This window comes from Labrenzia sp. PHM005, assembly GCF_006517275.1.
In the GTDB taxonomy this organism is placed as follows: Bacteria; Pseudomonadota; Alphaproteobacteria; order Rhizobiales; family Stappiaceae; genus Roseibium.
Genome location: NZ_CP041191.1, coordinates 1496951 through 1517161, shown reverse-complemented (window position 1 = coordinate 1517161; position 20211 = coordinate 1496951). Strand labels below are relative to the sequence as shown.

The 20211-nt window shown below is 55.1% G+C and carries 18 protein-coding genes; 11 read left to right on the top strand and 7 right to left on the bottom strand.

The genetic code is table 11. The features are described from left to right. Nucleotides 1-177 precede the first annotated feature (177 nt). From FJ695_RS06910 to FJ695_RS06885, 6 genes are all read left to right on the top strand, one after another. Nucleotides 178-1956 carry a radical SAM protein gene (locus FJ695_RS06910; protein ID WP_141184753.1) on the top strand — a complete coding sequence of 593 codons (1779 nt, stop codon included), beginning with the start codon at nucleotides 178-180 and terminating at the stop codon, nucleotides 1954-1956. 224 nt (nucleotides 1957-2180) lie between these two features. Next, the gene (locus tag FJ695_RS06905; protein ID WP_141184752.1) at nucleotides 2181-3200 is read left to right on the top strand and encodes a glycosyltransferase family 2 protein; all 1020 of its coding nucleotides are present in this window, start codon (nucleotides 2181-2183) and stop codon (nucleotides 3198-3200) included. Further along, the gene (locus FJ695_RS06900) at nucleotides 3190-3621 is read left to right on the top strand and encodes a GtrA family protein (RefSeq protein ID WP_141184751.1); all 432 of its coding nucleotides are present in this window, start codon (nucleotides 3190-3192) and stop codon (nucleotides 3619-3621) included. The genes FJ695_RS06905 and FJ695_RS06900 overlap by 11 nt, the downstream gene beginning before the upstream one ends. Before the next feature lie 22 nt (nucleotides 3622-3643). After that, nucleotides 3644-5152 carry a glycosyltransferase family 39 protein gene (locus FJ695_RS06895; RefSeq protein ID WP_141184750.1) on the top strand — a complete coding sequence of 503 codons (1509 nt, stop codon included), beginning with the start codon at nucleotides 3644-3646 and terminating at the stop codon, nucleotides 5150-5152. Between the two features lie 56 nt (nucleotides 5153-5208). Then, nucleotides 5209-6456: an adenylate/guanylate cyclase domain-containing protein gene (locus FJ695_RS06890; RefSeq protein ID WP_141184749.1), complete on the top strand. Its 1248-nt coding sequence runs from the start codon at nucleotides 5209-5211 to the stop codon at nucleotides 6454-6456. After that, nucleotides 6453-7250, top strand: coding sequence for an alpha/beta fold hydrolase (locus tag FJ695_RS06885; RefSeq protein WP_141184748.1), 798 nt, complete (start codon nucleotides 6453-6455; stop codon nucleotides 7248-7250). The genes FJ695_RS06890 and FJ695_RS06885 overlap by 4 nt, the downstream gene beginning before the upstream one ends. Nucleotides 7251-7268: 18 nt before the next feature. Here the strand turns inward: FJ695_RS06885 and FJ695_RS06880 are convergent, their stop codons facing one another. Together FJ695_RS06880 and FJ695_RS06875 are read right to left on the bottom strand one after the other, a co-directional pair. Next, the gene (locus tag FJ695_RS06880; RefSeq protein ID WP_141184747.1) at nucleotides 7269-8453 is read right to left on the bottom strand and encodes an NAD(P)/FAD-dependent oxidoreductase; all 1185 of its coding nucleotides are present in this window, start codon (nucleotides 8451-8453) and stop codon (nucleotides 7269-7271) included. 117 nt (nucleotides 8454-8570) lie between these two features. Next, nucleotides 8571-10514, bottom strand: coding sequence for a methyl-accepting chemotaxis protein (locus FJ695_RS06875; RefSeq protein ID WP_209010953.1), 1944 nt, complete (start codon nucleotides 10512-10514; stop codon nucleotides 8571-8573). 207 nt (nucleotides 10515-10721) lie between these two features. Here FJ695_RS06875 and FJ695_RS06870 point away from each other — a divergent pair, with 207 nt between their 5' ends. Continuing rightward, on the top strand, nucleotides 10722-11597 hold the full coding sequence (locus FJ695_RS06870) for a DMT family transporter (protein ID WP_141184745.1): 876 nt from the start codon (nucleotides 10722-10724) through the stop codon (nucleotides 11595-11597). Here FJ695_RS06870 and FJ695_RS06865 read toward each other — a convergent pair. Further along, nucleotides 11594-12463: a YihY/virulence factor BrkB family protein gene (locus FJ695_RS06865; RefSeq protein WP_371708988.1), complete on the bottom strand. Its 870-nt coding sequence runs from the start codon at nucleotides 12461-12463 to the stop codon at nucleotides 11594-11596. The two genes, FJ695_RS06870 and FJ695_RS06865, sit on opposite strands and share 4 nt — an antisense overlap. A 169-nt stretch (nucleotides 12464-12632) precedes the next feature. Between FJ695_RS06865 and FJ695_RS06860 the strand changes: the two genes are divergently transcribed. Beyond that, nucleotides 12633-14321 carry an acyl-CoA dehydrogenase family protein gene (locus FJ695_RS06860; protein WP_247653804.1) on the top strand — a complete coding sequence of 563 codons (1689 nt, stop codon included), beginning with the start codon at nucleotides 12633-12635 and terminating at the stop codon, nucleotides 14319-14321. A gap of 110 nt (nucleotides 14322-14431) precedes the next feature. Here FJ695_RS06860 and FJ695_RS06855 read toward each other — a convergent pair whose 3' ends face one another. Beyond that, the gene (locus FJ695_RS06855; protein ID WP_141184743.1) at nucleotides 14432-15646 is read right to left on the bottom strand and encodes a serine hydrolase; all 1215 of its coding nucleotides are present in this window, start codon (nucleotides 15644-15646) and stop codon (nucleotides 14432-14434) included. A gap of 365 nt (nucleotides 15647-16011) precedes the next feature. Beyond that, entirely contained in the window at nucleotides 16012-16446 is a 435-nt protein-coding gene (locus tag FJ695_RS06850; RefSeq protein WP_209010951.1) for a DUF4399 domain-containing protein, read from the bottom strand. 171 nt (nucleotides 16447-16617) lie between these two features. On the opposite strand from FJ695_RS06850, the gene FJ695_RS06845 reads away from it, so the two are divergent. Beyond that, on the top strand, nucleotides 16618-16998 hold the full coding sequence (locus tag FJ695_RS06845; RefSeq protein ID WP_141184742.1) for a YkvA family protein: 381 nt from the start codon (nucleotides 16618-16620) through the stop codon (nucleotides 16996-16998). On the opposite strand, the gene FJ695_RS06840 is transcribed toward FJ695_RS06845, so the two are convergent. After that, nucleotides 16993-17454, bottom strand: coding sequence for a hypothetical protein (locus FJ695_RS06840; RefSeq protein ID WP_209010950.1), 462 nt, complete (start codon nucleotides 17452-17454; stop codon nucleotides 16993-16995). The genes FJ695_RS06845 and FJ695_RS06840 overlap by 6 nt on opposite strands. A 310-nt stretch (nucleotides 17455-17764) precedes the next feature. Between FJ695_RS06840 and infC the strand changes: the two genes are divergently transcribed. Next, nucleotides 17765-18304 carry a translation initiation factor IF-3 gene (gene infC / locus FJ695_RS06835; RefSeq protein ID WP_141184740.1) on the top strand — a complete coding sequence of 180 codons (540 nt, stop codon included), beginning with the start codon at nucleotides 17765-17767 and terminating at the stop codon, nucleotides 18302-18304. Nucleotides 18305-18354: 50 nt separating this feature from the next. Here infC and FJ695_RS06830 read toward each other — a convergent pair whose 3' ends face one another. Next, nucleotides 18355-19257 carry a GlxA family transcriptional regulator gene (locus FJ695_RS06830; protein ID WP_209010949.1) on the bottom strand — a complete coding sequence of 301 codons (903 nt, stop codon included), beginning with the start codon at nucleotides 19255-19257 and terminating at the stop codon, nucleotides 18355-18357. 109 nt (nucleotides 19258-19366) lie between these two features. On the opposite strand from FJ695_RS06830, the gene FJ695_RS06825 reads away from it, so the two are divergent. Beyond that, entirely contained in the window at nucleotides 19367-20209 is an 843-nt protein-coding gene (locus tag FJ695_RS06825; protein ID WP_141184738.1) for an MBL fold metallo-hydrolase, read from the top strand. Nucleotides 20210-20211 lie beyond the last annotated feature (2 nt).

Below are 20211 nucleotides of genomic sequence, written 5' to 3'. Positions count from 1 at the left end.
TCGCGCATTCGATTGGAACATTGCGGCTTTCCCTGTTGCCTTGTTCTTACAAAAGACCTGACTTAACCTGCAGCAATATTGAAGGGGGTGAGGTTCTCCTTACGGCGAACAAAATAAAAAACAGTGCCACTCATGTGAGAGCTGCACCGCGACATAATCCTGCGGAGGTCGCGCTGTATGGGTACGTTTCATATCGAAATCATCAAACCGTCGCACTACGACGATGACGGCTATGTTTTGCAATGGTGGAAAGCCTGGATCCCGTCAAATTCCATGGCCTGCCTTTATGCCATTGCCCAAGATTGCGCTGCCAAAAAGGTTCTTGGCGCAGATACGGACATCTCGGTCAACGCCTACGATGAAATGACGATGCGAGTGCCTCTCGCCGAGATTATCCAGAAAACTCAAGGAAACAACGGCATCGTTTGCCTGGTTGGCGTTCAGTCCAACCAATACCCGCGAGCCCTCGAAATCGCCAAACAATTGCGCAAGGAAAACGTCACCGTGCTGCTCGGCGGCTTCCATGTTTCCGGCTGCCTGTCGATGCTGAAAGACGTGCCCCCTGACCTCCAGGAAGCCCTGGATCTTGGCATCACGTTGTTTGCAGGTGAAGCAGAAGAACATTTCGCCAATCTCTTGATAGATGCCGCCAACGGAGACCTGCAGCCGATCTACAACGTCATGCATGATCTTCCGGGCCTGCAAAACCAGGTCCCGCCACTACTGCCGGAAAGCATTGTCCGCAAATACGATGGGAACTTATCTTCGTTCGATGCCGGCCGGGGCTGCCCGTTCCAGTGCTCGTTTTGCACGATCATCAACGTGCAAGGGCGGAAATCCCGCTGGCGGGATGCTGATGACATTGAGAACCTGATCCGGGCCAACCATGCACAAGGCATCACCGCGTTTTTCATCACCGATGACAACTTTGCCCGCAACAAGAACTGGGAAGCGATATTCGACCGGATCATCCAGCTGAAGGAACAGGATGATATCTGCATCCATTTCCTGATTCAGATCGACACGCTCGCGCACCGTCTGCCCAATTTCATCGAAAAAGCGGCCAAGGCCGGCTGCACTCATGTCTTCATCGGATTGGAAAGCATCAATCCGGAAAATCTGAAGCACATGAAGAAGGGCCAGAACCGGATTACCGAATACCGCAAGATGTTCCAACTGTGGAAGGAAGCCGGCATCATGACCTATGCCGGGTTCATCATGGGTCTGCCAAGCGATACGCCGGAGAGCATCAAGCGGGACATCGAGATCATTCAGCGGGAATTGCCCGTCGACATGCTTGAGTTCACGATGCTCACTCCGCTGCCGGGCTCTGAGGACCACAAGGTGCTCTATGAAAAGGGTACTTGGCTCGATCCGGACCTCAACCGCTACGATCTGGAGCACACGACCTGCGAACATCCCCTCATGAGCCCGGAAGTCTGGCAACAAACTTATTGGGATATCTGGGAGTGGTACTACACCAAAGAGCACATTGAGACGCTGATGAAGCGCAATGTTGCCTATGGCATCAAACCGGTCCGCGTCTGGCGGCTGTGCTTGCAGATCTATGGAGCCATGAAATTTGAAGGCGTTCACCCTCAGCAATGCGGCTATTTCCGCCTGAAGGACCCGCTTCAGCGACGTCCAGGCTTCCGCCGCTGGCCGGCCTTCATTCACTACCCGCGCTTTGCTTTGGAAAGCCTGTTCAAATACGCCCGTTTTGGCCTTTATGGTTTGAAGCTTCATAGGATGCGCAAACGGATCCAGAAGGATCCGGCCAGCAAGACCTACACGGACTTTGCCATTCAACCGGTGGAGGATGCTGAAGAAGAAAACCTCGAAATCTTCAACCTGAACGACGCCTCGCGCGAAGCGGTGGCCAAGGCCAAGCGCCAAAAGGAAATCGTCGAAAAGACACGCCAGGACAGCGATCACTCAATGGAACCGGCACAATAGGTCCGAAACAACGCCGTCCCGGCCTCTGAGCCGGGACCTTTTTTGTTTTTGGCGAATACATCAGTTTTCAAGGCAACAGAACACTTGATAGGCCCCGGCTCACAACGGAGCTTCGTCCAGGACGGCCTTGCGATGAATCCGTCGCCCAGCCGCCTCCATAAGGGCTGGCCTTTTTGTGTCTTTTCCGGCAGGTTGCGGCAAAGATTCCAACAACACCCGTGCCCATGCAGCCCACACCCGCCGCCCAAGTCTACGTCTCCAGACGGAAACAAATCCGCCCTGACCGGCCGCTTCTGAGCGTCATTGTCCCGGTCTATAACGAGGAAGACGTCATCCGGCACTTTCTCGAGGCAACCCGCCCCGTTTTAGAAGAAACGGGTTTTCCATTCGAATACGTCTTTATCGACGATGGCAGCCGGGACGCCACAGCCGACATTCTAACCGAAGAACTGGCAAACGGATTGCCCGGGCGTTTGCTCGGCCTGTCCCGGAACTTTGGCAAGGAAGCAGCCCTATCGGCTGGCCTGGAAGCCGCGAAGGGTGGCATTGCTGTCATAATCGACGCAGACCTTCAGGATCCGCCGGAACTGATCCACCAGATGATAGATGGCTGGCGCGCCGGTTACGATGTGGTCTATGGGCTGCGTGTCGACCGGACGTCCGACACCTTGATAAAACGCTCAACGGCGGGGATGTTCTATCAGGTTTTTAACAAGCTCTCGAACATCGACATGCCTGCAAACGCCGGCGATTTCCGGCTAATCGACCGGACAGTGATTGACGCTTTGCTGCGCCTTCCAGAGCGCAACCGTTTCATGAAAGGCCTGTTTGCCTGGGTTGGATTTCCATCCATGGCGGTTCCTTACGAACGCCCGCAGCGTAAAGCCGGCACTGGCAAGTTCAATTACTGGAAACTCTGGAATTTCGCTTTGGACGGGATTGCCGGGTTCACGACAATGCCACTCAGGATCTGGTTTTATGGCGGCGCTCTGGTTTCGCTGATCGCTTTCACCTATGCGCTGTACCTAACCCTTCGGGTCTTGATTTTCGGCATTGATGTCCCCGGTTATACGTCCTTGATGGTCGCCGTGCTGTTCTTCTCAGGCGTCCAGCTGCTGTCGATTGGCATGATCGGCGAATACATCTCCCGGCTCTTCAACGAAACAAAACAGCGGCCGGTTTATCTGCTACAAGATGTCATTGAAGGCGGTCCCGCCAAAGACGGGAAGCCGGATGCCAACTGACCGAAACCGGCAATCTCTCAAAACCGAAGCTGGTGCTGCAGGGAAATTTGCGATTGTTGGCATCGCTGCCACGCTGACCCACGCGGGTATCTCGGGTGTTCTTCTGGAGACCGGCTGGCTGTCGGCCATGCTGGCCAATCTGGCCGGGTTTGTGATTGCCTTTGGGGTTTCGTTTTCCGGGCACTACTACTGGAGTTTTTCGCATCTGCGCCAGCACAATGCAGCGCTGAAAGCGATGTTGCGGTTCTTTCTGATCGCCGTTTCCGGGTTTGCCCTCAATTCGAGCGTGCTTGCCTTGTGGCTCAGTTTCACGCCCTGGCCGGAATTGCTGGGGTTGATGATCGCTATCGCCATCGTGCCGGCGCTCACCTTTGTTGCCGCCCGCATGTGGGCGTTCTCGCACACACCAGCGAACCCTTAAGAGTGTTCTGGAGCTTTCACCTATGACCGCTGCCCGTGCTGCGATCCTGTATTCCGGCCTCCTGTGCCTCTGTTACGCGCTGCTGCCCAGCCTAACGTTTCCTAACCCGCCGCTGGACGTCGTGGAAGGCTTTGCCTGGGGCCGGGAACTGCAGCTGGGCTATACCAAACACCCGCCGATGCAGGCCTGGTTGCTAGAGGCCAGTTATCTCCTAACAGGCGGTCACAGTCTTGGTGCCTATTGGCTCAGCGCTCTTTGCGCGGCCCTCGGCTACTGGTTTATCTGGTTGATCGCCAAGGAGCTGGGTCTCAGCGGCTGGCAGGGTTTTTGGGCGATTGTTCTGACGAGCGTTACCTTCTATTTCACCCTGCCCTTGCCAGAATTTAATCCAAACATCCTGCAGATCCCGGTCTGGGCCGGCATGATGTTTTTCTTCTTGCGAGCAATCTCAAAGGGCGCACTGCTCGACTGGGTGCTTCTCGGCGCTCTGGCGGCCTTCGGCTTCTATACGAAATACTTTGTTGTGCTGCTGATCGGCACCATCGGTCTTTATATGCTGGTCTATGCTGATGCCAGAAAGCACCTTACCAAGCCGGGTCCTTGGATCTGCGCAGTTGTGTTTCTCCTGCTTGTTAGCCCTCATCTTTATTGGCTCTATGAAACGGAGTTTCTGACCTTCCGGTACGCATTGGGGCGCAGCAACCCGGCGGGGTCTCTGTTCGATCACGTCTACAATCCGGTGAACTTTTTTCTGGCGCAAGTCGCCAATCATGCCGGGCTGTTCATTGTCATTGCCCTTGGTCTCAGCTGGCAGACGATAAGAACCTTTAAAGCCACACTGACATCACAAGTCGGACCCGAACCCGCGGCGAATGCAGACAGGTTCCTTCTGTGGTTTGCGTTTCTGCCCCTTGCCGTGGTCCTCCTGATCTCGGCCGTCACCGGCAGCGAATTCAAGCATATGTGGGGAACACCACTCTTTGTCCTTTCAGGCCTGGTAGCCGTTCGTTTCCTGCATTTGCCGGCCCTTTGGTCAGCCCCGAAACGGTCATTGGCTAGCGCTGTCGTCATTCAACTGATTTTTCTCGGAGTTCTGTTCGGCCAAGCAGTCCTGGAACCCCTTTGGAAAACCAAACACTCGCGCATTCACTATCCAGGTCAAAGTACCGCCGATGTGCTGGTGGACATCTGGAAAGAAAAAGTGGGGACGGATCTCGCTTATGTGGCAGGCGACATGTGGACCACAGCGAATGTGACCCTGCACGCCCCCTCACGGCCGTCCATGTTCCTCGAGCATGATCCCTTGCTGAGCCCCTGGATAGATCTTGAAGATGTTCAGGATAAAGGTGTGATGATCATCTGGCGCGGCGACAGTGCCCAGCCGGACGGGCATATCCAAACCCTTTATCCGGATGCAGTGCGCAGCGGCACCAAAACACTTCCGTTTCACACCTATGGCACTTTCCGCGATCTAAAGATCAATTGGTTAATCATTCCGCCCGGCAAAGTTGCCATGACAGGGGATGAATAGACCGCAATTTGACACCATCTCTGGTGTCAGCTGTGAAAGGTATTTAACGTTCCCACATGATCGACATGATGGACATTGACGCGGTTGAAGACTGGCTAATCGGGGAAGCGCTCGGCGACCCGGATATGACTCAGCTCTTTGCCGAACTGTGTGAACGTTTGCGCCAATGCAATGTCCCGGTTGATCGGGCGATGCTTGTCTGGTCGACGCTCCATCCAATGATCGAAGCGGAAATCGCCTTTTGGGAAAGAGGCGGAACTGTCTACCACGAACAGATAGAGCACTCTGACGAAGACACAGACGATTGGCTTCAAAGCCCGGTCAGGGCTGTCCTGGTTAGTCAGGAGCCGATGCTCCGGCGGCGCCTAAGTAACGCCAACGCGCCGATAGAGTTTCCATTGTTGGTCCGGCTGCAATCTGAGGGCTACACCGACTACATGGTGATCCCGACAGCATTTGAAATCCCTGCAATCCGCGGGGAATATCCGAACACGGGGATCATCCTCAGCTGGGCCACCCGGGAACCGGGCGGATTTTCCGAAGAAGCGCTTACCGCGATACAGTATATCCAAAAACGGCTTGCAATTGCCGCCCGGGCGATGCTGCAAGGCGACATTACCCGGATCATTGCCAAAACATATCTGGGATCGTTTGCCGGCACCAAGGTTCTAAACGGTCAGATCCGTCATGGTGATGGTGAGACTATTGATGCAGTGATCTACTACAGCGACATGCGCAATTCGACAGCCATCGCTGAAGCGCTCGGTCCGGAAGCCTATCTCGCTTGGCTCAACACCTATTTTCAAGCAACGGCCGGGGCAGTTCTGGAACACGGTGGTGAAGTTCTCGATTTCATTGGCGATGCCGTTTTAGCCGTCTTTCCGACCGAAAAGGATTCTTTGGCAAAAGCCGTCGAAAAAGCGATCGCAGCAGCCGATGAAACCCGGCGCCGATTGGCGGACGCAAATAAGCACACTAATGGTGGCCCGGAAATGAAGGCAGGGGTCGCGCTGTCCACCGGGTCAGTCATGTTCGGCAATATCGGTGTTGCGAACCGGCTAACTTTTTCAGTTGTTGGCCAGACCGTTCATGCAGCAGCGCGCATTGAAAGCCTGACCAAACGGGTCAAATCCGACGTCCTTATGACTGGAGAAGTCGCCGCATTCGCAGGGAATCGCGCCCGAAATGCGGGTGCTTACGAACTAGACGGATTTACCACCCGGCAACCGCTTTTTGCTCTAGACCAATCCGGCCTTCTCCAAACGACAGCAAACAATTCATCAGAACAAACTGGACCTACATGACCGATCTTCGCCCCAACCCACGCCCACATTTGCCTTTCCGTGAACAAGCTGCAGAAAACGGGGAAGACGGCGCACCGATCATCTTATTGCATGGGTTCGGCGGTGACCGACAAACCTGGCAAAACATTCAGACGGCCCTAGCGCCTAAGAAACGATCCTTGGCCTTTGACCTTCCCGGGCATGGCGAAGCGCTTGACTGGCCCAAGGTCGGGCATGCGGGCATCTCAGCCAAGGCCGTCAGCCAGTCGATGGAAGCGCTCGATCTTAAGCGGGTCCATCTGGTCGGCCATTCCATGGGCGGCGCTATCGCCGCATTGGTCGCCCTGCGCGCGCCAGAGCTGGTCGCCAGCCTAACACTGCTGGCCCCGGGCGGCTTTGGCCCGGAAATCAATCACCGGCTGCTGCGCCGGTATGCGGTCGCCTCGGAAGCAGCAGAAATGGAAGTGTTGCTCGAACAGTTTTTTGGCTGGGAATTCAAACTTCCGAAATTCTTGGCGAAAACCGCCGCCGAAAGCCGGGCCCGACCAGGCGGCGCGGCCACGCTAGAAGCCATTGCAGATGAGATCATCGACGGATCCGTGCAAAAGACTTTGCCACGGGACGATATGGCCGCCCTACCGATGCCCATCAAAGTTCTTTGGGGAACACAGGACCGCGTACTGCCGACCCGGCAAGCCCATAAGCTTCCCGGGATCGTAGCAACGCATATTTTTGAGCGCGTCGGCCATATGGTTCATTTGGAAATTCCAAAAGAAACCACACGGCTCATTTTGCAGAACACGGCTGCCGACTAGGGACAGGGCTAACCGGTTTTAGGCGTCGGGCAATAGATCATCCCGCCAGGGTTCTCCGATGACCCGGCGGGCCATCATATGTGACCGGGGCGAATTGATGCTGTCGACCGCGATGAGAGTGCCGTCTTTGAGGTAAGCAACGTAGAATTTATTCGCTGCCGGCTCTCCAACGACAACCGTGTCGTCGTACCCCTCTGATAGCCCGGCAATCTGCAACTTGATGTCATATTGGTCCGACCAGAACCACGGCAGCGGATCATAGTCCACTTCCCCGCCCAGCAACGCCTGCGCCGCGGCTTTGGCTTGATCGATCGCGTTTTGAACACTCTCCATCCGTACCGAGCGGGTATATCGGCCGGAATAAAAACGGGTGCAGTCACCGACCGCATAAATGTTGGCATCGCTGGTCTGAGCTGCCCCATCAACAAGAATGCCATTGTCGGTATCAAGTCCGGCGTCAGCAGCTAGCTGATCGTTTGGCTCAGCCCCAACAGCGACCAGAACCAGATCTGCCGGCAGGCTATCACCTGTGCTCAAACGCACGGCTTCGACCTTCTCCTCACCTTCGATCGCATCAATGCCTGTTTCCAGGAGCAGCTTAACGCCCTCATCTGCATGAAGTTTTGCAAAATAATCCGACACCGTTTTGCTGACGACACGTTTCATTGGGCGGTCTTGAGCTTCGACAACGGAAACGTCTTTGCCCATTCCTTGTGCGACCGCAGCCACTTCAAGGCCAATGTAGCCAGCCCCAATGATAACAAGGTGCTTGGCCTTGGAGAGCCGCTCGCGAATTGCGTCGACATCAGCGATGGAGCGCAGAGTAACCACACCAGCCTTATTTGCGCCGGTCAGCGGCAACAGCCGTGATTTGGTGCCCGTGGCCAGCACAAGCTTTCCATAAGACAGAGTATCGCCATTCTCGAGCACCAGCCGCTTGGCCATGCGATCAATGCCCGTCACAAGGGTGCTTGGAATGTGATCGATGTTGTTGATGGAATAAAATGCCGGAGGGCGCAACCAAAGCCCCTCAGATCCAACTTCACCAGCAAGGAACTTCTTTGAAAGTGGCGGCCGTTGGTAAGGCGGGTGCGGCTCGTCTCCGATCAGCCGCAACGGACCTTCAAATCCGCCCTGGCGAAGGGATTGAGCGACCTGCGCACCGGCTTGGCCAGCACCGACAATAACGATTTCTTCCTGCATTCCGTTCCGCCTTCCTCAAGACCACCGGAACGTCCCTAGCACGAAGAAAAGCTGCCCGCCAGCCAGGTTAAACGTCCTGGTGGACGGACAGCCAAAAGCGGTCTTTGTAGCGGTGCCTTACGCGCTGCGCACGCCTTGCAAGAAGGTCGCGATTTCCTGCCGGATCAGCCCGCCCTGCTGCGACAGAGATTGCGCCAGCTGATCGACCTCTGCACCATTGGTGCGGGCAAGTTCGGCAGCTGAACCAACAGTCGTCATGCGGTCTGCCGCTTCATCCGAACGCTGCGACGCGCTGGTGACGTTGTCGGAAATCATCCGCACCGCCTGGTCCTGCTGTTGCACTGCGTCTGCGACGGAAGATGCCAGGTTTTCCATATCGGAGATGATCGTGCTGACATCCTCGATCGCCTGAACGGCTTGGCCGGAAGACCCCTGGATCGCTTCGATCTGGACAGCAATTTCTTCCGTTGCTTTGGATGTTTGATCCGCCAGCTGTTTGACCTCCGCCGCAACAACTGCAAAGCCCTTGCCGGCCTCTCCGGCCCGGGCTGCCTCAATGGTGGCGTTCAAAGCCAAAAGGTTGGTCTGATTGGCTATATCTCGGATCAGGTTCATTACTTCGCCAATCCGCTCTGCAGCGCTGGACAGCTCCTGCATTGTTGAAACCGTTGAGGATGCACTCAAGACAGCTTGCTGCGCAACTTCTGTCGACTTGGTTGCCTGACCGGAGATTTCTGCGATCGAGGCTGCCAGTTCGTCAGCAGATTGAGCCGCGGACGTTACATTTTCAGCGGCGGTTCGAACAGCGTCTGCCGCACCTCCCGACTGGCCGGCAACATCATCGGCCGCCTGTTCCATAGACTTGGATGTCTGGCGCAATTCGCCGTTGGCATTATCAAGGCTTCCAAGCGCCTCGGTGACCGTCCCTTCAAACCGCCCAATAATGTTTTCGAGGCGGGCGACCCGTTCTTCGCGCGCTCTGTTTTCCTGCTCTTGTGCCGCTGCAAGTTCGGCGCGTTCGACCGCGTTGTCGCGGAAAACTTGAACTGTCCGGCTGATCGCCGCGAGCTCGGTTTTGCCCTCTGCTTCTGGCAAAGCGATGTCGGTTTGGCCACCCGCAAGGGCTTCCATTGCTTTCTGCAAATGCGCTAGCGGCCGGGCCACAGACTGGCCAACGACAAAGGCGATCGCTGGAAGCAACAGCAGCAAACCTAAAATAGTTCCACCAATTGCGAATGTCGCAATCGACCGTGCGGTATCAAGTTGTGCGGCAGCCTGGGTTTGCAGATCCTTAGCAGCTGAATTCAGAGATTCGATGTGCGGCGGGACGAGCTGAAACAGGTCTTCCAACAGCGCGACACTCTTGGTTTCCTCCGAATTTGCCGCTGTATACAGCGTGAAGGTCTCCCGGTAAGCGGCCATATTGTCCGCCAATTCCTTCTTGATCGTGTCGGAGATGTACACCTTCTTCAAAAGCTTTTCGAAAGCAGCGAACTGCTCATCGAACCCACCGATCGCTTCCGGCGTACTGTTGAGAGTGAACTCCTTCTCGGCCAGCTGAACCGCCAGGATCGCGCGAGCGAGTTTTTCAAAGTCTGGCCCACCACCAAACTTCATCTCTTCAAACAGGCGGTCTTTAACAGCTTTGGTCAGGGAGTTGAGTTTTGCCAGATAGCCATCATTTTTCGTATAGCCAATTTGCTGGCGGACCGCATTCAGCGTAGCAAATGCACCACCGGTACTTTCAAGTGTGTCTTTGACATCACCGACTTCCGCTGAATAGGCTGTCGCTGCCGGATTGGCTTCCAAACTAGCTACATTCTCCATGGCATTGGCCATCTCGGCGGAGAAACTCTCAAATACTGTAGCCGATGGAGTCGCCAGATAGCGGTTCTGAATGACCTCTAGAGACCCAGCCGTTTTGGACAGTGCAGCGACATCCTCAGCCAATCCGGAACTCTGGCTCATGCGTGTAAACGCGGTATTGAGTTCACCTTGGCTCCAGAAATAGACACCGCCAATCACAAGAAGGCCCACCACCGTGATCAGACTAAGTGCCATAACCCGCACTTTGACAGAGAGATTGGACAAGAGTCCAAAAGTTGATTGCGCTCGATTTCCCACTGGCTTATTTCCTTTTTGGAGGCGATCGATTGCCGTAGGGTTAGCTAAAATTGCCAATTTCCAGTTAACCAAACTGCCAATTCCTCACCATTTTTCACTACCTCACATAGTGAAATTTCACATATACAATCTTTTGGAGAATATATGGCGTATTTGGCCAAGTTTGCGCCCGCGATCTTTGTCCTCTTGTGGTCGACCGGTTTTATCGGCTCCAAACTTGGGGCGCCCTATATCGACCCAATGGTTTTTCTCACCGTGCGATTCGCGGCGGTGCTCCCGGTCCTATTTGTCCTTGGCCTCTTTCTAGTAAAAGCGTGGCCCAATACAGGCCGCGCAATTGGACACTGCATCGTCACGGGAGCTCTTGTTCACGGCATTTATCTTGGCGGGGTCTTTTGGGCGATCAAACAAGGCATGCCGGCAGGGGCCTCGGCCATCATTGTTGGATTGCAACCAGTCCTAACGGCGATCTTTGCTGTTGGAATGCTCGGTGAAGTTATCACTCGCAAGCACTGGATCAGCATGGCAATCGGATTGGCTGGCCTTGGCCTGGTATTAGGCCCCAAATTCGATCTCGACGGGTCAGGAATTACACTGGTCACCGTAACAGTACTGTTTTGCGCCGTGATCGCGATCAGCCTCGGCACTGTCTACCAAAAGCGCTTCGTCCAGGACACCGACCTCATGGCCGCCACACTCTGGCAATATGTCGGTGCCTTGTTAATCACTTTACCACTCAGCTTTTTTGAGAGTTGGACAATCATCTGGTCGGGTGAACTCATCTTCGCACTCGCCTGGCTGGTGCTGGTGCTGTCGATCGGTGCCATCTTGCTATTGATGCTGCTGATCCGGCAGGGTGCGGTCTCTCAGGTAGCCAGCCTGTTTTATCTGGTCCCTGTTGCCACAGCCATTGAGAGCTACTTTCTCTTCGGCGAAACCTTGTCGCTGGTTCAGATTGCCGGGATGGCCCTCGTTGTTGGCGCGGTTCTAATGATCCGCAATGCGCCTAAACGGACTTAGCCCGTTATCTGCCGTTGTTTCTGGCGCTCCCAATAGGAGCGCTGGCGGGCGATGGCCGCATTCAGCTCAGCGCCCAGAATAAAAAACAGCGCGCAGATATAGAGAAATATCAGGGCTGTCATAATCCCGGCCAGACCGCCGTAGGTGGAAACATAATTGGCAAAGCGGGCCAGATATGCGCCAAAGGCACTGCCCGAAATGATCCACAACACCAGCGTGGCGACCACCCCTGGCCAGATGTCCCCAAACGACCGCTTACCAGATGGCAACAGCCAATGGGTCATGAACAAGCCGAGGATCAAAAGCGATCCCGCCAGCGTGTAGCGGGCAATGTTGATCGAAAACAGGAACGCTTCCACTTTCGGCACGACTTGTTTCAAGGCTTCCAGACCAAGCGGCGCCAACACCACTAAAAACGTATAGGCCAGCAGAATGGCCGCTCCAAGTAGGACGAGCGCCAGCGACTGCAGACGTAAAAGCAAAAAGGATCGGTTCTCCATTTGCCGATAAGCCCGGTTGAGCGCTGTTCTCAGCGCTTCAACACCATTGGATGCAAACCAAAGTGCTGCCACAGCACCAAAGGTCAAAAGATCACTACGACGGACGGTCAGGACGTTTTCGATCTCCCGAACGACCGGAGCAGCGACCGTTTCCGGCCAGGCCTCGAATACCAATTCAGAGACTGTATCGGCGGCCCCCTCCATTCCAAAAAAAGCGGCAAGCGAGGCAATGAAAATCAAGAGCGGAAAAACTGCAAGCAGTCCAGATAAGGCAACATGGCTGGCCATCGCGAATCCGTCATCGCGTGAGAAGTGGCCGATGGCATCCTTCAGGACAGAATAGGTGACTTTGATTAGTTGTTGCAATTTCATGCTTTTCATGTCGCCCGGACCGCGGCTGCCGTCAAGTCATCCGCATTTCAATTGCGCCCCCTCCGAAAGGCGAACAATTTCCGGCTCGACAAATGGCGGTGTGCAACGCAACATAGCTTCAAGAAAAAGCGCGCACGCGCAACAAATGAATACGGAGATGCCTATGTCCACCGCCGCCATGACGGCTGCAGAGTCGCAGCCCAACCTTTCTGAACGCACGAGCGCCGTTGTCGGCGAGCTTGACCGCCTGCTTGATCTTGCAGCGCAGCGTGTGCGTGAACAGGTGACAGTGGATGGCCGGATTTCGTCAAGCCGGATGGAAGAAGAGCAAAGAGCAACTCACGGCCTGGCTTGGCTCGCAACCTATGTCGAAGCCCTGCGTCAGCTTGATGCCTATGCCCAGCGTCTGAAAGACGAGGGCCGGTATGGCGATCTGGAGGATAAGATTGTCCGGCTCGGATTTGCCGAATACACGGCCCAGATTTTCGGCGGCATTCCGATGAACCAAGGCGAGTTCGTCCGCCTTTCGGATTTGGGCATCTCAAATGAAGAAGCCCAATCCCATCGTACAGCAGATATGGATGAGCTGATTGCTGCCGGCAACACAACAGAGATCCGTGCAAGTTTGACCGAGCTGATCCGCCATCAGGCCGGCCACTCAACGTTCGGCGACTGCGGGCTGGAAGAAACCTATGAGCAAATCCGCGACGAGATGCGGAAATTCGCTGAAGACAATGTGACGCCCCATGCACATGAGTGGCACTTGAAGAACGACTACATTCCAATGGACGTGGTCGAGCAGATGTCCGAACTCGGTGTGTTCGGCTTGACCATCCCCGAAGAGTACGGCGGGCTAGGTCTTGGAAAAGAATCCATGTGCGTGGTCTCTGAAGAGCTTTCGCGCGCCTACATTGGCGTCGGATCTTTGGGCACCCGGTCGGAAATCGCCGCGGAACTCATCTTGTGCGGTGGCACCGATGAGCAAAAAGCGCATTGGCTGCCGAAAATTGCATCTGGTGAGATCCTGCCGACTGCGGTCTTTACCGAACCCAACACCGGTTCCGATCTGGCCTCCTTGAAAACCCGGGCGGTAAAGGACGGCGATACCTGGAAGATCTCCGGCAACAAAACCTGGATCACCCATCCGGTGCGCGCAGACATCATGACTTTGCTGGCCCGCACCAACCCGGATGAACCCGGATACAAGGGCCTGTCGATGTTCATCGCCGAGAAGCCGCGTGGGTCCGACGAAGATCCATTCCCGGCAGAGGGCATGAGCGGCGGTGAAATCGAGGTGCTGGGGTACCGCGGCATGAAGGAATACGAGATTGCCTTCGACGGATTTGAGGTCAAGTCCGATAACCTGCTTGGCCAGGTCGAGGGGGAAGGCTTCAAGCAATTAATGCAGACGTTTGAAGGCGCGCGTATTCAGACAGCGGCGCGCGCGCTTGGTGTCGCCCAGGCCGCGCTTGATCTGGGTCTGCGCTACGCTGAAGAGCGCATTCAATTTGGCAAAGCTCTGATCAACTTCCCGCGCGTGTCGGACAAGCTGGCCCTCATGACCGCCGAACTGATGATCGCACGTCAGCTCACCTATTTCTCGTCCTGGCAAAAAGACTCCGGCAAACGCTGCGATCTGGAAGCCGGCATGGCCAAGCTTCTCGGCGCTCGTGTCGCATGGGCGGCGGCAGACAACGCGTTGCAGATCCATGGCGGCAATGGCTTTGCGCTGGAATACGCTATTTCCCGCGTCCTGTGCGATGCCCGTATTTTGAACATCTTTGAGGGTGCAGCGGAAATCCAGGCCCAGGTTATCGCGCGCCGTCTGCTGGAAACCCGCGGCAACGCCTAAGCGGTCTCACAGAACCGACGAAGTCCCGGCCATCAGACAGCTCGATGTTTGAGAGCCGGGATCCTCATACTATCAGCAATAACTCCAGCGGCTGAGCAAGACGCTGTTTTTTAAAGCACCGAATAGAAAATCGACCGGTTCAAGATCTGAATTGGCTGCCTATGGGCAATCGGGCTGTCGTAGTTGCTGCCTGTGAAGACAACGACCATGTCAAGCTTCGGAAACACAAAAATCTCCTGCCCGCCATTGCCGCTAGCAAAAAAATACGCAACCCGCGGATCTTCGAAAGACCGCGGGGTGTAGGTCCACCATTGATAGCCATATCCGGAAGTCGCGGGTTTTTCTGATTGTGTGCCCGGCGGTACCGCATCGACAAGATGCTGAGTTGCCTGGCCGACCCATTCTTTTGAAACGATCTGCCGGCCGTTCCAGGATCCGCCATCCAAAAACAGTTGTCCGATCTTCAGCATGTCCCTCGGCAGCATATAGAAACTGCCCATACCGATGGCATGCCCCTTTGGACTGAGCGTCCAGCAATAGTTGGAAATCCCCAACGGTTCGAACAGATTTGCTTTCGCAAACTCCGGCAGCGGCAGCGACGCGGCCCGCGCCACAGCAACACCAATCAGAAAGGTCGTCGCGGAACTGTAGCGAAACTGCCGACCCGGCTGATCCGCCATTGGAATATCCAGAGAGAAGCGGATCCAATCCTCCGCTGCCCACATGGCGGTCTCACGCCAGGGGCCGGCACCAAAAGCTTCCTCGGCATCGAAACCGGGTGTCATCGTCAGCATATCCGCGAGTGTGATCGCGTCCTTCAGCTCACGGTCGCCGGAAGCCGCCGGCCAATTCTTCTGGAAAAACCGGGATATCGGCACATCGACACCTGATATCAGCTCCTGATCAAGCGCAATCCCTGTCAGCGTTGACGTGATGCTTTTGAACGCGGATCGGGTCTCGTGTTTGGTACTGCGGTCAAACCCGTTGAAATAGCCTTCGAACACCAGCTTCCCATGCCGGGCAATCAGGACCCCATCAACGTTGCGGTAAGTCCCGTTTTGGAGATCCGCAACCATTTCCTTGATAGGCGCAATAGAAAAACCTTCCGCGGCCAAGGTCGACACTGGCAAACCATCATCGAGTTGATCCGGCGATTCGTCCAATGCATGAATACGGATCGGAACATCATCCGGCCGGTCTTGGGTTGTCCCCTGCGGCTCGCAAAGACGCGGAGCAGGTCCGGCAATAGCTGCATGCCATGTCACCCCTGCCAGGACTATCGCAGACAGGAAGGTCGTCCATACACGAAAGAACGCCGATGTCATTGCGGCACCACCACCGAAACGAAAAACAATAATTATCACAACCTGAGATTACATTCCAGCATACATTCGGCTTGCTTGGACTGCGGGCTAAATTCTCAGAAGAAGAATTTCTCACCGCAAATCGAAATACGAGATCTGCTGTACACTCCGTATCCTCTCCCTCCCTTGCGAAGAAGAAGGGTATACAAAGCAGCGCTCGATAGAAATGGCCGGTCCAAATCTCGGCCGGATAGACCTGAGGCAAGCACAGCCATCCAACATACGTTGAAAAACGTGGGTCCTCGGGACTAGGCCGAGGATAACGATTGCGATGTCCAAGGTTTGTCAGCAACCTCAGGGCGCCCGAGGCGCCCTGATCAAAAATCCTATTCAACAGTGATCGTGATCCGTTCGGACATCACTGGCGGGTTGTGCGGTATATGGCTCCAATCACCGAGAACCAATTGCAGGGTGTGCTCTCCAGGCGCCAGCTCAACTGTGGTTTCCGTCTGCCCGCCGCCGAAGTGCTTATGATTGTCATCAGCCGGGATGGCTTCGTTGAGTTCTTCGCCTTCAATCTTTTCATCGATGATCAGATGGTGATGGCCAGTCTTTTCTTTTTCAACGCCAGCCGGCGCAACACCCATACCTTCCAAGCCGAATTGGATGGTGACTGGGCTTTTGACCGTGTCGCCGTCCTTCAAATTGATGAAATAGACCTTTGCCCCGTCTGGAGCCGGTGTTTCCCCCGCTATCGCGCCAACGCCCCCCGGTAGCGCCATTGATAGAGCGATAGCTGCAACAAAACCGAAATTTTTCATAGTCATGTCCCTTTCAAAAATTCATCCCCGAATTCCCAATGACCGAAACATCAGACGTCTCTTTCTTGTCTGAAGTGACAAGGATCACACATAGGGCGCTTGGCGTGAAGTTGAAGATCCCTCTAAAATCACCACATATGTTGCTAAGGCATCGTTGAAAGGTATTGATACATGAACTCCTCTTCCCCCTTTGAAGACCTGGGCTTTGATCCAGAAATTCTGGGGCCGGAAGAGGACCAGCAGAAAACGGTCCGCCAGAAACTCCTCGGGACGGCCCGAAGGGCTGCAAAACAAGTTCCGTTCATGGAAGATGTTGTGGCCGGCTATTATTGTGCGCTGGACCCGGCAACACCGGCAAAAGTCCGCGGCACAGTTTTGGCAGCACTTGCCTATTTCGTTCTGCCGATCGATGTCATTCCAGATTTTATATTGGGTGTCGGCTTTGGCGATGATGCGACGATATTGATGGCAACGATCGCAATGATCCGCGCACATATGCGTCCCGACCATTACCAGGCCGCAAAAGAAGCTCTCAAGGAAGACGAGTTATAGACCGCTGTCTGAGTTGGGGCCTGTGTTTTGATGCAGACGCACACCCAGCCAGCGTCCCGCAGTTCGGCCAGCCACACCCCAGTAGACGGCACCGGCAATAAAGCCAGCTGCCAGGGCAATAGGACTTCCAGGCCGCAATCCTTCTCCGGCTGTTTCATCCAGCGTCCAAAGAAGAAACGCGATAAGGCCACCAGCGGCGACGTGAAAAATCACGCTGGATTGGCGGCCAAGCTCGGACAGCACAACCGCACAGCCAGCCGGGACTAAGGCGACAGCCCCAATGACACTTGCCGTCACCAGGCCTGTGCCGATCATAGCAGCCATGGCCACAGGATCACTGTCTGGGTGACCTGGCCGGAACAGCCCCCAGGACAGGAACACGCCACTGGCAACGACTGCGAGCACAAATCCGCAGACGATTTTCAAGAGTTGCCAGACAAATTGTGTACCGTTCACCCGATTCTCTTTCGCACCGTTCAAACCCAGGACTTACTTGGCGGCATCTAAACCAGATTGCAACAAGCCGGTGAACCTTGGCACCCGGCTAGGCTCCATTGATATCAGCTACTGCCAGATGCCGAAAGGTTGGATGAAATGGCGCAAATACCGCTGTTTTCTGTTGACTTTTTGTACATTTAGCGTGAGCTTATGGGTCGGCGTTCAAGAAAACGCGTAGTGGCCCTTGGTACGAACGTCCCGAGGACTTTTGCGTATGAGCCAACACTTGAGAGCCATTAGAGTTTAAATCGCAGAGGAGATTGCGACCATTCGCCGTCCGTTCCGCGCCCCGCCTCCTACAAAGGAAGGCCCGCGCACCAACCAAGAAATTCGCGTACGCGAAGTCCAGTTGATCGACCATGAAGGCGCCAACCGTGGTGTCATAGCGACCGAAGAAGCGATGGATATCGCTATGGATGCCGGTCTGGATCTTGTTGAAATCCAGCCGAATGCCAATCCGCCGGTCTGTAAGATTCTGGATTACGGCCGATACAAGTATCAGGCTCAGAAAAAAGCTGCAGAAGCCCGCAAGAAACAAAAGACCGTCGAGATCAAAGAGATCAAGATGCGTCCGAACATTGACACCCATGACTATGAGGTGAAGATGAAGAACATGCTGCGCTTCTTCAACGACGGCGACAAGGTTAAGGTCACGCTCCGCTTTAGGGGCCGCGAAATGGCGCACCAGGACTTGGGCATGAAACTCTTGCACAAGGTTCGCGATGAAACTGCCGAGATTGCCAAGGTGGAGTCTCATCCGAAATTGGAAGGCCGCCAGATGGTCATGGTTCTCGCACCGATCAAATAAGCGCAGACCCTAACACGTTTCAAACCCCGCCACCCGGCGGGGTTTTTTGTTCAGAGCCTTTGCCGGGCAAAGTGTTTGCGGAACGCCCCAGGCGACAAACCCGTCAGCCTTGCAAACAGGCGCGCAAAGGACGGCGGATCCTGGTAGCCAACGACAAAACAAATTTCCGAAACGCTTTTGTCAGTCTCGATCAACAGATCCCTGGCCCGCTCGATCCGGAGCTCTTGCAGATAGGCATTGGGCGTCAATCCTGTCGCCAGCTTAAAGCGCCTTAAAAAGGTGCGGCTTGGCAAACCCGACGCACGCGCGATATCGCTAACGTTTGACGCGTCCGCATATTGAGCTTCGATGAGGTGTTGGGTCTTTAGAATGACAGCATCGCCATGGCGCATTTGTGGAGAAAATCGGCGAAACCGACGCTGATCCCGGCGGCGCATGTCGACAACAAAATACCCGGCAGTGCGCGCAGCAACAGCATATCCCAAAAATCGTTCGATCACCGCCAAACTGAGATCAATCCAGGCCATCAACCCACCTGCCGTGACAAGGTCCCCGTATTCGATCAGAAGCTGATCGGTATCAAACATCACTTCCGGGTACCTGGATTTTAATCTCTGCTCCAAACCCCAGTGAGTTGTCAGCGCACGCCCTTGAGCCAAATCGGCCTCAGCGACGAATGTCGCGCCTGTACAGGCGGAACAGACGAGCGCGCCCTCCCCATGTTGATGGGCAATATATCCTGCCAATTCGGGAACATCCTTCGCCTCCACTTCCGCTGCGGATGGCGGCAAGATCACTGCATCATACGAGTGTTTGCTGATTTCAAACACCGAAACCACGTCCACCGTTACTGTGTTGTCCGAAACAGTGGCGGCATATCCCAGAACATCCTGAAGGCCCAGCACAGCCGATTGAAGACAGCCAGGATAGGCCAGAATCGCAAACTGATACACTCGAGACGCCATCTGGCGTATTTAACACATAATTTGTCATTTGCGCCAATCGCCCAACCATGAGCGCTCCCTGTATTTTGCGGACAAATCCCAAATACACGGAGCACTCATGCACACGCCCGCACCTCAGTCTTCTTCGTTTGCCGTAGGAGACATCACCGTCAAAACCCTCTCTGATGGACACCTCGACATCCCGGCCGGCTATTTTTCCAATGCCAGCGAGTCAGAGCTCCAATTGGTAAGCCCGAGCGCCCGTTTCGGCGCCAATTGCTGGCTGATCGAAACTGGCACCCGGAAGATCCTGGTTGATGCGGGATCCGGTGACTGGCTGAAAGCGCGGTTTCCAGATACCGGCCATGTCACCGACGCCGGCACCGCACTCGTCAGCGCGTCCAGCGAAATTACCGATATCATCCTCACCCATATGCATGCCGACCACATTGGTGGTCTGATTTCCAACGGCCAGAGCTTGTTTCCAAACGCAAAATTGCATCTCCAAGAGAGTGAATGGGCATTCTGGACAAATGACGATCTGGCCAGCACGGTGCCGGAGGACCAAAAACCTATTGTGGAGCTAATCCAATCACTGGCGCGCCCGATGTCCCCGCAAGTTGAACTGCATACCGGCGACAGTGATCTTGGCGAGGGGATACACCTGTCCTTCGCGCCGGGTCACACGCCCGGCCATCAAATCGTTCATGTCGCCAGCGGAGGCAAGCAGGCGTTTTTGTTGGGCGATGCACTTGTGTCCGGAACCTTGCAGTTCGCCAATCCAGAAGTGCGCTATGCCTTGGACAGCGCTCCTGAGACCGCCGCGCAAACACGCAAAACCCTTTTTGAAAAACTGGCTGCGGATCAAATCCCGTTTGCGGCAACGCATCTGGACACCACCAGCTTCGGTGTTTTGCAGGCACGTGCCGGCGGCGGCTATTCATTTGAGCCGATAGCCTAGCG

Coding starts and splice junctions, on each gene's coding strand:
- FJ695_RS06890 (WP_141184749.1), top strand. CDS start 5,209: ATGATCGACATGATGGACATTGACGCGGTTGAAGACTGGCTAATCGGG.
- FJ695_RS06860 (WP_247653804.1), top strand. CDS start 12,633: ATGTCCACCGCCGCCATGACGGCTGCAGAGTCGCAGCCCAACCTTTCT.
- FJ695_RS06900 (WP_141184751.1), top strand. CDS start 3,190: ATGCCAACTGACCGAAACCGGCAATCTCTCAAAACCGAAGCTGGTGCT.
- FJ695_RS06870 (WP_141184745.1), top strand. CDS start 10,722: ATGGCGTATTTGGCCAAGTTTGCGCCCGCGATCTTTGTCCTCTTGTGG.
- FJ695_RS06850 (WP_209010951.1), bottom strand. CDS start 16,446: ATGAAAAATTTCGGTTTTGTTGCAGCTATCGCTCTATCAATGGCGCTA.
- FJ695_RS06880 (WP_141184747.1), bottom strand. CDS start 8,453: ATGCAGGAAGAAATCGTTATTGTCGGTGCTGGCCAAGCCGGTGCGCAG.
- FJ695_RS06910 (WP_141184753.1), top strand. CDS start 178: ATGGGTACGTTTCATATCGAAATCATCAAACCGTCGCACTACGACGAT.
- FJ695_RS06825 (WP_141184738.1), top strand. CDS start 19,367: ATGCACACGCCCGCACCTCAGTCTTCTTCGTTTGCCGTAGGAGACATC.
- FJ695_RS06855 (WP_141184743.1), bottom strand. CDS start 15,646: ATGACATCGGCGTTCTTTCGTGTATGGACGACCTTCCTGTCTGCGATA.
- FJ695_RS06895 (WP_141184750.1), top strand. CDS start 3,644: ATGACCGCTGCCCGTGCTGCGATCCTGTATTCCGGCCTCCTGTGCCTC.
- FJ695_RS06845 (WP_141184742.1), top strand. CDS start 16,618: ATGAACTCCTCTTCCCCCTTTGAAGACCTGGGCTTTGATCCAGAAATT.
- FJ695_RS06905 (WP_141184752.1), top strand. CDS start 2,181: ATGCAGCCCACACCCGCCGCCCAAGTCTACGTCTCCAGACGGAAACAA.
- FJ695_RS06875 (WP_209010953.1), bottom strand. CDS start 10,514: ATGGCACTTAGTCTGATCACGGTGGTGGGCCTTCTTGTGATTGGCGGT.
- FJ695_RS06885 (WP_141184748.1), top strand. CDS start 6,453: ATGACCGATCTTCGCCCCAACCCACGCCCACATTTGCCTTTCCGTGAA.